Source organism: Acidobacteriota bacterium (assembly GCA_016196035.1).
GTDB lineage: Bacteria > Acidobacteriota > Blastocatellia > RBC074 > RBC074 > JACPYM01.
This window is the reverse complement of record JACPYM010000035.1, coordinates 1-13126: the sequence shown is the minus strand read 5'-3', so window position 1 is coordinate 13126 and position 13126 is coordinate 1. Positions and strand designations below refer to the sequence as shown.

Sequence of the window (13126 nt, the reverse complement as noted above, 5' to 3'; positions counted from 1 at the left end):
CCTTCAGGGCGCGAAAATGGTGGCATCTTTTCCGGTGGTTCCGCGCAGCGCTTCACCACTGGCTAATATCCACAGCCCTTTCAGGGCCAAAAGCCCGAATCGCTAAACGCGAAAGATTTGGGTAATGACAAGGTTTTCAACCCACGGAAAACCGGTGCGTGATCTTTGCGTCGCGTCAGCGACGCCTGAATTCAGGCGTCGCTGACGCGACGCAAAGCATTTTCGTCGTCTTCCCGGCGTTGAAAACGCCGGGCTAAATTCAGGTCGTCGCTAACGCGACTGCAAATTCGGCCCTACATTTTTAGCACTACCTGAAATGATTGCCAGGCTCGTTACTGTGGTCTACGAGGGGCGGGCGTCACCGCATCCCAACGGGCATCGCCTACGCGCGGATAATTGGGCGGCAACGTAGTCCAATCCGGCCGTGTGATTCCATTCAGATCGTAAACCACTTTGCCGTCGCGCAGCGTCAACTCGCAGGTCAGCTTTTGCGTGCCTTTCATCCGTGCGCCGTTCATATCGGTAAAGCCGAACTTGCCTTTTTCGAGACTGAACACGGCAATGTCTGCGACCGCGCCAGTGGAGAGATTGCCCAAGTCTTCGCGTTTGATTTCGCGCGCGGGGTTCCACGTCGAGCGCGAAATCACATCGTCCACCGACATCCCCATTGCCAGAAACTTGTCCATCACATTGAGCATGTCTTTCATCCCGGCATTCATGCTCCCAATGTGTATGTCGGTAGAAATCGAATCGGGCACGAAGCCTTCTTTCAACGCGGGGACGGCAAGGCGCCAGAGGAAGCTGCCGCCGCCGTGGCCTACGTCAAAGATCACGCCGCGCTTGCGGGCTTCCCAGAGCGCGGGATTGAGTTTGCCGTTTTCGAGTTGTTCGTTACGCAAGCCCGAAAAAACATGCGTGTAAATGTCGCCGGGCCGCAGCTTCTTGGTGACGAGTTCGCTCAAGGGGCGCGTGTCGGGATGATTGATGCCGAAGTCCACCATCACCGGGATATTCGCCTTCGTGCCCGCTTCGACGGCGCGTTCGACCGGTGCCCATTCGGGGCCAGCGTAATGCGCCGTCTTGACGCCGACGATCAAGCCCGGATAACGCAGCGCCATCTCTGCTGTTGGCTGGGCTTCCATATCGTTCAAATCCTGCTCCCACTTTCCGCCGCGCATGCCATTACCGACGATGTTAAGAAAAGCCAGCACGCGCGTTTTGGAACGGTCAATGATGCGCTGTTTGAAGTCCTCGAAATTGCGCCAGCCCGCACAGCCCGCGTCGGCCACGGTAGTGACGCCCACGCGAAAGGTGAAGCCGTCGGGATAAAGGCTGTTATCACCCGCGTAAGAAGCGCGTTCGCCCATCCCGGCAAAGACGTGAACGTGAATATCAATCAGTCCCGGCGTAACGTAATAGCCCGCAACGTCCACGACTTTGAACGCCTCAGCCGGATTGATGTTGGCCGCGACGGCGGCGACTTTCCCGTTCGCAATCGCAACATCACGAACGGCGCTGAGCTTGTTTTTAGGGTCAATGACGTGGCCGCCTTTTAAGAGCAGGTCATACTTTTGCTGAGCCGAAACGTTGCTCAATAAACACAGAGCAACAAACATCACGATCAAGGTACGTTGTTTCATAAGGGTCGTCCTGGTTCGAGATTCGATCAATCTGAGCGCAGTCAAAGGGCAAGCAGAATGAAGCGAAGGCGCGCCTTTCGCACTCACGTTCGTAGCAATAGATCGGTTTTCACTTCGGGGTAGGGCAAAAGCCGCGCAACGGGACAGTACCGCGCGCGTGAGCAAGCGGCGCGTCAAGTTTGGCGCACTGGAGTAGCGACGCAGGCCCCGCTTGCTCACGCGCGCGGTACTGTCCCAGAGTTACGCACCCTTACCGTACACGCAATTGAATCCGACCTAGGATTCAAGCAAAAGAAACTTCACCACGAAGAAACGAAGCGAACAAAGAAAGACCAAGCAGTGTCAACAGTACCGCCTTGCCCTTCTTTACCTTCCCTTGTCTTCACTTCGTTCGCTTCGTTTCTTCGTGTTTACATTTTCTTGAGGTCTATAACTTCAGCAAGCGCTGCGTTGTTTCGTCAAGCCCGCAAGCGGGAAACAGCTACTTTTTCAGCGCAGACGCTTTCGGCAAACTCACCAAATTCGCAAACAACCGATACGCGCCTGGCACGCCGGCGGGAAATTGGCGGAACCAGGCGTAACCGGTAAAGATGTATGTGCCCTTGCCGTACTGAGCGATCAGCTCTCCACCATTGAGCACTTTGCCGGTGTCGTCCGGCGCGGCCAGCAGCGACGTATAGTGCGCGTCGAATTCGGTCATAAAATACAAACCGCGTTCTTGCACCCAGCCTTGCCAGTCTGCGGCGGTGATCTTGTTCGGAGCGTTGAACAGCGGATGTTCCGGTTGTTGCACAGTGATGGGCGCGGTTTCGTCCGTGACGCGCGCGCCATTGCCCATCTTCGCCGGGTAGGGCAGGAAGTTGCCTTGCACAATCTCGTTCTTGTTGTATTGCACGATCAGCGTGCCGCCATTGCTGACGTAATCAAGCAGTCGTTTGTTATTCGCCATCACGGCGTCGTTGACTTCATAGACACGGATGCCGAGCACGATGGTGTCGTAGCCGGAGAGGTCGCTGGCGGCGAGTTCCGCCGGGCCGATGAGGTGCACGTTGACGCCGAGTTGGCGCAGCACTTCGGGGCCGTCGTCGCCGCTGCCCATCACATAACCGACGTTCAAATTGGCCGCGACGTTCACGTCAAAGAGTTCGAGCTTCGCCGTCGCGGGTTTGTAGACATAGCGCGGTTCGATATGCGTGTATTCGATCTTGGTGTAGCCGTTCGCGTAAGCAACGCCGTCCGCCGTGGCGACGGCTTTAAGTTCAACGTTGCCGTTTGCGCCGGGGGGCGGGGTGACTTTGAAGGTGCGCGAGGTCTTTTCGCCTTGTTTGGTGAAGGCGAGCGGCGCGGCGGCGCTTTCGACTTTCCAGCCAGCGGGGGCTTCGAGTTTGAGCGTGCCGTTGGTCGCGCGGCGGGCATTGTGCGTGATCTCGACGGTGATTTCGCGGGTGCGATTGGGCGCGCCCGAAGGCACGATCAAGAGCGCCGGACTGACGTTAAGCGTGAGCGCGGGCGCGACTTTCAATTCGTGGCGGAACTCGCCGAAGGTTTTGTCGGAGTAGCGATATTCGACGGGTTGCGTCAGCACGACGCGTTCGCCGCTGAGTTCGAGCGTGACTTGCGCGCGCAAGAGCGGCGGCGCGAAAGGTTGCGTGAAGGGGAAATCGGCGCCGATGGCGGGCCAGTCGTATTGATCTTTGGTGCGCGGCTGGACGAGCCAGTACGGTTGCGAAGGCGTTTCGTTGGCGGGCACGGTCGCGCGAAAGCGGGCGCTGGCATCGGCTGTTTCGCGGTTGCGGAAGAAGGCGGGCACCGAACTGGGGGCCTCGACTTCGGGGCCGGCGCTGGCGATTTGCCAGGTGGTGGGCGCGAGCAATTTGAATTGGGCGGTGGTCTTGGCGGCTTTGCCCGTCGCGCCTAGATAAACGTTGGCGCTGATCTCGACTGCTTCACCAGGCGCGGCGATTTCGGTGTTGCTGAGCGCGTCCACGACGACGCCGTGTGCGCGGGCCAGCGCGTCGTTGAACTCGTGTTCTTTGCGCGCCAGCATTTCTTCAACATTGGCTTGGGCGACGGGGTCAAGCCCGTGCAGTGACGCCCGCAGGGCGCGCACTTCGCGCAACCCAGCGGCCAGATGCGGGGCGATCAAATCCGGATGTTCGAGGCGGAATTCGCCGAGCGCCTGGGCGGCGTGTGCTTTGATTTTGGTGAGCGCGGGCAAAAGGCGTTCGCCGTCTTTGCCCGCGAACCTGGCGACGCCGGTCAGCGTCACGTCCAGTCCGTCAAAAAGCGAAGCTTCGACTGCCGGAGTCTCGATGTTGATGCCCAAGGGCGAAGCCAGGCGCGGGAAGCTGCGCACAAAAGAACCGCGCGGTTGCACCTGACCGAAATCCTGCGAGCGATGGCGGCTGCGCCCGTCGGCGGCGATTTCCATGTACGAACGCCCGATGACCGGGTCGTAAGCGCCGACGTCAAACTGGGCTTGTGGCCCTTGCTGTCCGCCGCCAAACCGGCGCGCATAAAATTTCAGCACCGGCCACGGTTGCAAGCCTTGTTTGACTTGTTCGGGAAAGCGCGCCGGATCAGCCGCTGCTTTGATCGCTTCGGGCGTGAGCAGGCCCGCGACCTGGTGTTGGCCGTGGCCGTCTTGCGCGGTGCCGCTCCAACCGTTGACGACCACCAGCGGGCGCATGCGCCGAATCACGCGCACCATATCGCCGAGGATTTCTTCGCGATTCCACTTTTGCAGCGTCTCTTCGGGCGAACGCGTGAAGCCGAAATCAAAGGCGCGCGTGAAGTACTGCTCCGCCCCGTCAATCTTGCGCGAGGCCAGCAACTCTTCGGTGCGCAACACGCCCAGCATGTCCCACAGTTCAGGCCCGATGCCATTCTGTCCGCCGTCGCCGCGATTGAGCGAGAGATAGGCCGTGCGCGCGCCTTCTTTGCGGGCGCAATAGGCCATCATCTCGGTGCTTTCGTCATCGGGATGCGCGGCGGTGTGCAAGACGCTGGCGATGGTTTGCAAACGGCGCAAGAGCAAGGCCAGACCGGTTGCGCCGCGGTCTTCGGGCGCGGGGCGTGTGTCGGCGGAAGACACCGCCGCCCACGTGAGTGCTGCAACCAGAAACAATGACAACCAAATTCCGAAGCGCTTATACATGTTTAATCCTTCTTGCCTTCCAGCTTTGCCTTCCAGCTTGTTAGGGGCGCACGCGATACAGCGTGCATTCACCCAGGTCTTCTTCACGTTGTAAATTTTCGATGACGTAATGTTCCAGCCGTGCCGGCGCCAACTGGTCGCCGCGCCGTTCCAGACAAACCGCGCGGATGCGTTTTTGCGCCAGTGCCGCAATGATGTCGGTTTCGCCGTGCCTGCCCAAGGCCGTCGCCAGCGGATAATCAAAGGGCGTGGGGTTGGGCAGTCCGGTCACAAGATAGTAAAATCCCGCCGCACCCGACAACAACAAGACGGGTTCACTCGCCGCGCGCGCGCGCAACCGCTCAGCCTGTGTTTGTTTTAAGAGCAGTTCGTCCGCGCGCAATAACTTATAGCGGTAATGCGGCAGATTTACCCAGGCGGTTTGGGCAGAGCGCAGATTTCTTAGCGAACTCGCCAAAAAGAGCGCCAAGCCAAACACCAGCGACAACACCGCCGCGCGTTCAACATACGCCGCCCAGGGCGTGCGCCATTGCACGCACAATTGCTGCCAGCCCGCCAACACGCCAATCAGCAAAACCGGCGCAATATAATCGAGGTGCAGGTGATCGGCGCGCGGGTAAAGCGTGAGCAACGCGGCACCCAGAAAACAGCTTACAACGGCCAGGGCTTGCCGCTCCGCCACTGCCAGCCGCCGCCGCCAAAGCAGCGCCAGCCCGCCCAGTGTCAGCGGCGGCAGCAAATAAATCAGATCAACATAGACGCGCAACAACGCGCAACAAGACAACGGCGCAACCAGCATCTGACCGAGTTCGCGCAGCCCCGCGAAATAGGAAATGCCGCCTAGTTTCAGATACGTCTGCTTGTTGGCAACCGCGTAATCAAACAACTCCGGCAACCCGCCGCGCCACCACACCGGCAACAAAATCAAGCCGACGGTCAACCCGGCAGCCAGCGTGACGCTGAGCGCCTCGCGCCCAAACGCGCCCCACGCGCGCGCAGCGGGAACGGCGTCCGCCCCCCGCCAATGTTTGCATGCCAGCGCCAGCCACAAGGCGGCCAACGCATAACCGCCCACGTTTTGTTTCGTGGCCACACAGCAACCGGCCCAAACACCCGCCGCCAGCAGCCAACGCCGAGCCTGCCGCGTTTCCGATTCAGCTTGCTGGTGGGCCAACACCGCGTGATAGCAAAGCAGCAAAAACAGCGTCGCCAGCGGCTGATACAACGCGGTGGCGCGCGGCGTGGCGTAAAGCAAAAGCGCGCCCGTCAGGAAGCCCTGATAGCGTGATGTGCCGGTCAATTGCTGCATCACGCGCGCGGCCGTCCACACCGCCAGCGCCTGACACAACACCACGCTCAGCTTGATGACCAGGATCTCGGCGCCCAGCAACTTCGTCAGCGCCAGCGTCAGGTAAAACGCCAGCGGCAAGACGCCGCAAAAAATGTCGCGGTAAAGCGTTTCGCCCGTTTGCATGCGCCAGACGACCTGCAACGACCAGGCTTCGTCATTCCCTACACCGTCGGCTGTAATGCTGAACCAAAGCCCGACGCCGATAAACAGCAACAGCCCCACTGCCGCGCGCCAGTTCACGGCAATTCTCCGCTGAAGATTTGAAACGGCAACAGGCCGCGCCACAAGGGCACGCGCTCTAAGACGCGCTCGACGGGCGCGCCCCAGCCTTGATTGGCCAGCAGCGGCGGAAAGAAGCCAAAGCGCCGCAAGGTAAAATTGATGAAGCCATGCCGCGCCAGCGTTTGCGCCAGCGTTGTGCGCCGCATCTGCAACATGCCGCGTTCGGCCCGCCAGGTCATGCGCGGCGTCAGCAAAATCTGGGCGTAATAGAGCGGATTGAAGGGATTGGGTTCCAGAAAGACGACGCGCCCGCCCGGTTTGAGCAAGCGCGCCAGCCCGGCGAAACATTCATCGAGCGAATGCAGGTGATGCAGCATGAAAAAGCCCAGCACAAGATCGTACTGCCCCAGCAACTGTGCGGGCGGCGCGCTCAGATCAGCGGCATACAGCGGGATGTCAAAACGGCCCGCATTGAATTCCCGCAACCGTTCGAGCAGGACGGGCGATAAATCCAGCCCCTCGACGCGCACACCGCGTTCGGCCAGCGGCAGCGTATAGCGTCCCATCCCGCAACCAACTTCCAGGACGCGGTCGGTGGGCGTCCAATGCCCGCTGCGCATGGCTTCGTTGACCTGCCGCTGCACATAGGGCGTGGCGCGCGGCACCATCGTCCGTTTCAAGGTGTTGTCAAAATACTGCCGCTGATATTGATTGTGCGCCTCGAATTCGGGGCGGGTAGTGCTCATGGTTCAATCCTTTGTCAATCGTTTGGCGGGAGTAAACATGGCTTTTGCAAAGTCCTCAAAACATCCGCCAAAGACCTTTGACTGACTCCCGATTCCTGACTCCTGATTCCTGCTAAATTGAAAATCAGCCAGTATTTTCAGTTTAGCAGGAATCAGGAGTCAGGAATCAGGAGTCAGTTAAACCGTTCGAGCGCTGGCGACTTTGCAAAAGCCCTGCGGGGGTAAAGCGCGCGCCGATACAAGCGATGAGTGGTGTGGCGAGCGTGGATTTTGCAACGCGGCGCGGCCAGCAACGCCAGCGCAAGACGCGCCAGACCGCATTCACGCCCAGCTTCACCCGCATCCACGTGGTGTAAGCCGATACGCCCTGAGGCCGGGCGGCGCGCACAATTGGCACGACCGCCACGGGGCGGCCCAGCCAGGCGATCATGCCTGTGACATACGGACGCGGTTCAGCAAAGGCCAACAGGCGTTCAATCGTTGGCCGTGACAGCGCCACGAAAAGCCCGGCGTTCACCGGCAAGCCCACCAGCACATGCAACAGTCCTTTGAAAAGCCGCGACATCAACAACCGCCCGCCCGATTCATACCGTCCCGAACGGCCCGCGTATACCGCGCCGTAACCTTCCGCCAGTTTTTCGAGCAAGGCCGGAATCGTTTCGGGCGGGTCTTGCAAATCGGCGTCGAGCATCACAACACACGCGCCGCGCGCGTAACGCAGCCCGGTCAGCAACGCGCAATGCTGCCCCTGATTCCGCGCGAGCGCCAACACCGCGACACGCGCATCGGCGGCGGCCAGTTCCTTCAGAACTTCGAGCGAACCTTGCGGGCAGGCATCGTTGACGAAAATCAATTCGTATTCACCGGACTGCGCCACGAGCGCCGCGCACAAACGCCGATACAATTCGGGCAGCATTGCGCGGTTGCCGTAAACCGGCAGCACGACGCTCAGAGCAGGCGGCCTGGCGGACTGGCTGTCGCGTGGTTCCATAGGCGCAGCAAAGGCTAATGCTCACGATAAAGTTGTTGATGCGCGCGAAACCAGGCGAAGGTTTTCGTCAGGCCGACACGCAGGTCGTGACGCGGCTGCCAATCCAACAAGCGTTGCGCTTTGCCGATGTCGGCCACCCAATGCGCCGTGTCGGAGGGCCGGCGCGGGAACGTGCCGGGCGTGACTTTCAGGCGGATGCCGGCGACTTCCTGCGCCAGCGCCACGACTTCTTCGTTGCTGTATTGCTCGCCCGAGCCGGCATTGATGATCTCGCCCACGACCCCATCCGTCGCCGCCGCCCGCAAACAGGCCTCGACCACGTCTTCGACAAAAATGAAATCGCGGTAGATGCCCGCTTCGGTCAAAGGCAACTCGCCGCCGCGCAACAAGGCCAGCATCAACGTCGGCAACAAACGCCCGTGCGCTTCCCACGGGCCATAAACCGAAAAGGGCCGCAGCACGACGATGGGCTTTTGTTCCGCCCGCGCCGCCTGCAAACACAACAACGCGGCTGCCGCTTTGGTCGCGCCGCGAAAGGTATTCGGCGTCAACAGGTCGTCTTCGCGCAAGGGCTGGGCTTTTGGCCCGTATTCCAGCGAACTGCCTAGATGCACCAGACGGCGATATGGCAGCGGCGCCAGCGCTTCGAGCAGATTGGCTGTCCCGGCGACGGTGTCGCCCAGCGCGGCGGCGCGTTGCGCCGCCGTCGTCGAATGGCCGCCAAATGCGGCGGAATGAAAAATGAAGTCGGGCTGGGCGGCGGCGACAGCCCGCGCCAGCGGCGCACGCGCGGTCAGATCGGCGGCGTGCCAGATGAGTTGAGCGGCGATTTCAGCTAGTCGCCAGCGGTCAGCGCCCGCCCGCGCGATGACGTGAATTTCCGCGTTGGACTGTAACAGCGCGCGCACGAGGTTGGCGCCGATGAATCCGGTCGCGCCCGTCACCAACACGCGCTGGCCGCTAAGACTCCGCAACGCAACGCACCTCCTGAGCAGCCAACTGGCGCTCAAAATACGGTCTGGCAGCCACAATCGCGCTGGCCAGCGCCTGACGCTCCTGTTCGATCACAGCCGCCGGACGCCGGGTCGCTTGTTGCCAGGCGGCGCGCATGCGCGGGACTTCAAGTTGTAAGTTGCGCCCGCGGATGTCGCGGTGAAACGAGCGGCGCAAAAAGCTGAAGCCGCAATTGAGCCGTGCCATTTCGCCCAACAACAACCGGCAAGGAATCGGGCTGCCGCCTTCGGGCAAGGTCAGACCGCCGAATCCGAACGGCACGCGGAACGCCCGCCGCACTGCTTCCAGCGTGCCGTCAATCACGGCGGTAAAGATGTTCGATTCGCCGCGCCCAATCGCCAGATCATTCAGCCCCAGGTAAACCCGCGCCAGCGGCAAGCGCGCCAGGGCCGGGGACAAACGCACGGCCTCTTCAGTTTCAACCAGGATGCCGACCCGGCCCCGCGCCCCGACTTGCGCCAGGACGGCTTCGACCTCGGCGACCTGCCGCACCATCGGCAACAGCAATTCATCTGCGCCCCCGGCCAGCGCGGCTTCAACTTCCGCCTCCGTCCAGACGCCGTAACGATTCAGCCGGCAAACGATCAGCGCGTCCGTGCTGGCCCGCACGCGGCGCAGGTCATCCACCGTGTGATGATTGATTTCCGTGTCAGCGCCGCATTGGCGCGCGGCTTTACCAAAGTGCTCCCAATCAATGATGATGCCATTAACCCCGGCGGCGCTGGCGGCCCGCGCCAAGGCCGGATCAATCGTAAACAACAAGAATTGAAACTCGTCCATCATCCCCTATGTGTGCGCCTTCCTGCGCTGGCAGACCGCTGCCAGCGATGAACCGCACGGCCACGCCAGCCAACGGCCCAACCGCACTTCAAACAGATTTACCCGGGTCAATGCCCAATTCAACCAAGGCGCGGGCAAATCCTCGACTTCGCGCCACACCGGTTGGCGCCGCCCCAACCAGCGCGTCGCCAGCACCAACGGCAACAGCAAAAATTGGTAATAGCGGATTTGCCGAACCTCAAAACCGCTTTCGTTCAGCACCGCCCGCAACTGCCGGCGGGTATAACGGCGCAAATGGCCCGCCGCCTCATCGCGGTAACTCCACAGCCACGGCAACGCGGGCACGGTAAGAATGAGCCGCCCGCCGGGTTGCAAAATCCGGTAAAGCTCACGCAAGGCTGCGCAGTCGTTGACGTGTTCCAACACATCCAGCAACAACACCGTGTCAAAACTTTCTGACTGCCACGGCAACTGGGTGGCATCGGCTTGCACCAGACGCACCGCTGGCAAATTCTGCTTGACGGCTTGCAAACCCTCAGCGCGCAAATCGGAGCCTGCCACCCAATAATCGCGCCGCTGCAAGCTTTCAAGCAAGGCGCCCGTGCCACACCCCACATCGTAAACGCGCTGCCCCGCAGGCGGCACATATTCGGCCAGCCAGCCTTCCACCAACGCGCGCCGCCCGGCAAACCAAAAATGCCAGCGTTCAATTTGCGCCAGCCGCCGCAGGCGTTCGTGACTAAAGCTAGGGCTTGGTTCCACTGTGTTCATCGGATGTGGCGCGCGCGCAGCCAGGCTCAGATGTTTCCTTGGGAGCGAAGCTGAAGGATTGCTTGCGGCGTTTGGCGACCGTGCGGAGTGTGATCAAAGTCGCCATCGAAACTAACCAGCGTCAAGCCATAGTTTTCAGCAGCAACGTACTGGTAAGCATCATCAAAATCGAGTGAAAGCTGTTGCGCGACCTGAAGCAGCGTTGCCAGTTCCTGATGCGCCAGGGACACGACTTGCACGCGGCCCGAAGCAATCAGATCGTTGATAAAGCGCGGCCAATAAGTCGCATAACCGCGCCGGAACAATAGCAAGCCAATTGAAAAAAGCGCAAAAGTAGTGATGAAAAGCTCGTGACTGGTGTCATCCAACAACTTTTGCGCCACGGCTGCTTGGCGCTGACGAAACATCACTTCGGCAAATACGTTGGTGTCGAGTAACAGCTTCATTTTTTCTCAAGGTGTTTTTCCGCCATTTCAACCATCCAGGCGGTGGCTTGATGTTGCAGCTCAACCGAGCTTAACGGTTCTGGCGGCTCAGCCGGGTCAATTACCCAATCGAAAGCCAATCCTCTGGTGGGCGGTTGTGCCTGTTCTTTGCTCAATAAAAAATCGGCAAAGTCTACCAACTCGGCCTGTCTTTGCGGCGAAAGCAACCGAACCTTTTCCTGAATTGCCGTCAACATCGAACTCATAAGCTACCTCGCTTTTTGTCGGTCAAACTCAACAACATCCCAACCACAAACACCACCACGCAACCAATCAAGTTATACCACAAGAAACTGATCGGCCAGAATCTGTCCACCACGAAAACCGCCGCGACGCCCGCCAGCAGGCCCCAGAACGCCCCCCGCCCGGTCGCGCGCTTCGTCCCAATCGCCAAGACGAAAACGCCGAGCAGCGAGCCGTAAAAATACGAGCCAAATTTGTTGACGACTTCGATCAGCGAACCGAGCCGTCCGGCGTAGAGCGCCACGATGCAGGCGAACAGGCCCCAAAAACCTGTGACCCATTTCGAGACTAGCAAGTAATGCGCGTCTGCCGCTTCTTTCTTGAAATGCCGCCGGTAAAAATCAATCACCGTCGCGGTCGAGAGCGAAGCCAGTTCCGCCGAGATGGAAGACATCGCCGCCGCAAAGATGGCCGCGATGATCAGGCCGATGACGCCCGCTGGCATATAGGTTGTCACGAAGGTTGGGAAGACATAGTTGACGTCGTTGAAGGGTTTGCCCGTCGTCTGTTTGACGAAATCCGCCGTGCGTTTGCGAATCTCGGTCATGTCCTTGTTCGCAGTGACAAAAACGTTGCGGGCGAATTCGCGCTGCGGGGTGTTCTCGGCGGCTTCGGCGAAGCTGAGCGCGGCTTGTTTGCGTGTCGTAAAGGCGGTGGCGTAATCAGCATTCAGTTCTTGATACTCGGCGCGCTGCTCGACCTTCGCCCGGTCATCCGCCTTAAAAATCAGCGGCGGCGCGTTGAACTGATAAAACACAAACACCATCACGCCGATGAACAGAATCAGCAACTGCATCGGGATTTTGATGAAGGCGCTCATCAAGAGTGAGGTGCGCCCCTGCGAAACCGATTTCGCCGTCAGGAAGCGCTGCACCTGGCTTTGGTCGCAGCCGAAATAGGAGAGCGCGAGGAAAAAGCCGCCGATCAATCCCGACCACAACGTGTAAGTCTCCTTCACGTTGAAACTGGTATCCACGATCTTCAAGCGCCCGGTCGCCCCGGCCAGCGCGACGGCTTCGCCCAACGAAACGCCCGCCGGGAACTTGCCGACGATGATGTAAAGACAGACGACCAAGCCAACGAAGATCACGACCATCTGTTTCACATCCGTCCACGTCACCGCCTGGACGCCGCCGAACATCGTGTAAATCGTCGTCGTCAGGCCCATCACCAAAATCGTCGTCAGCTCGTTCCAGCCCAGCACCAGCGACAGAATCACCGAGGGCGCGGCGATGATGACGCCGCATGACAACGCGCGTTGCACCAGAAAGCAAAAACTCGCCAGCGCCCGCGTCTTCGCGTCGAAGCGTTTTTCCAGGTATTCATACGCCGTGTAAACCCTGGCGCGGTAAAAGAACGGCACGACCGTCAGGCACAAAACGATCATCGCGAAGGGCAAGCCGAAATAGAACTGCACGAAACGCATGCCATCGGCATAAGCCTGCCCCGTCGTCCCAACCATCGTGATGGCTGAAAGCTGTGTCGCCATGACGGATAAACCGACCGCCCACCACGGCAGGCTGCGGTTGGCGAGGAAATAGCCTTCGACCTCGTTCGATTTTTTGGTGAGCCGCAAGCCGTCATAGACGATGTAAATCAGATAGGCCGCGACAATTGCCCAATCGAGCCAATGCATTTTGTTTAGACCTCAGACCGGTTGATTTCGACGCGCAGCGTCTTTGGAGTGCGAGCGGCACAGGCCGCCACTTTGGTAGGCCCTTGATTG

General features: G+C 60.0%; 11 protein-coding genes. All 11 read right to left on the bottom strand.

Annotated features, from left to right (window positions below; all coding sequences use genetic code 11):
* Window positions 1–332: 332 nt before the first annotated feature.
* Complete coding sequence (locus HY011_12590; GenBank protein MBI3423767.1) at window positions 333–1640, bottom strand: amidohydrolase/deacetylase family metallohydrolase; 1308 nt, start codon at window positions 1638–1640, stop codon at window positions 333–335.
* Between the two features lie 481 nt (window positions 1641–2121).
* Window positions 2122–4797: a PIG-L family deacetylase gene (locus tag HY011_12585; protein ID MBI3423766.1), complete on the bottom strand. Its 2676-nt coding sequence runs from the start codon at window positions 4795–4797 to the stop codon at window positions 2122–2124.
* Between the two features lie 40 nt (window positions 4798–4837).
* On the bottom strand, window positions 4838–6388 hold the full coding sequence (locus HY011_12580) for a glycosyltransferase family 39 protein (GenBank protein ID MBI3423765.1): 1551 nt from the start codon (window positions 6386–6388) through the stop codon (window positions 4838–4840).
* Entirely contained in the window at window positions 6385–7116 is a 732-nt protein-coding gene (locus HY011_12575) for a class I SAM-dependent methyltransferase (protein ID MBI3423764.1), read from the bottom strand. The genes HY011_12580 and HY011_12575 overlap by 4 nt, the downstream gene beginning before the upstream one ends.
* Before the next feature lie 166 nt (window positions 7117–7282).
* Window positions 7283–8107, bottom strand: a complete 825-nt coding sequence (locus HY011_12570) for a glycosyltransferase family 2 protein (GenBank protein MBI3423763.1) — start codon at window positions 8105–8107, stop codon at window positions 7283–7285.
* 14 nt (window positions 8108–8121) lie between these two features.
* Window positions 8122–9081, bottom strand: coding sequence for an NAD-dependent epimerase/dehydratase family protein (locus HY011_12565; protein ID MBI3423762.1), 960 nt, complete (start codon window positions 9079–9081; stop codon window positions 8122–8124).
* A complete protein-coding gene (locus HY011_12560; GenBank protein MBI3423761.1) occupies window positions 9068–9904 on the bottom strand; it encodes a hypothetical protein in 837 nt (278 codons plus the stop codon). Before HY011_12560 ends, HY011_12565 begins: the two co-directional genes overlap by 14 nt.
* 3 nt (window positions 9905–9907) lie before the next feature.
* A complete protein-coding gene (locus HY011_12555; GenBank protein ID MBI3423760.1) occupies window positions 9908–10663 on the bottom strand; it encodes a class I SAM-dependent methyltransferase in 756 nt (251 codons plus the stop codon).
* Between the two features lie 35 nt (window positions 10664–10698).
* Window positions 10699–11118 carry a PIN domain-containing protein gene (locus tag HY011_12550; protein ID MBI3423759.1) on the bottom strand — a complete coding sequence of 140 codons (420 nt, stop codon included), beginning with the start codon at window positions 11116–11118 and terminating at the stop codon, window positions 10699–10701.
* Window positions 11115–11363, bottom strand: coding sequence for a DUF2281 domain-containing protein (locus HY011_12545; GenBank protein ID MBI3423758.1), 249 nt, complete (start codon window positions 11361–11363; stop codon window positions 11115–11117). The genes HY011_12550 and HY011_12545 overlap by 4 nt, the downstream gene beginning before the upstream one ends.
* Window positions 11360–13036: a sodium:solute symporter gene (locus HY011_12540; protein ID MBI3423757.1), complete on the bottom strand. Its 1677-nt coding sequence runs from the start codon at window positions 13034–13036 to the stop codon at window positions 11360–11362. The genes HY011_12545 and HY011_12540 overlap by 4 nt, the downstream gene beginning before the upstream one ends.
* Window positions 13037–13126: the final 90 nt, after the last annotated feature.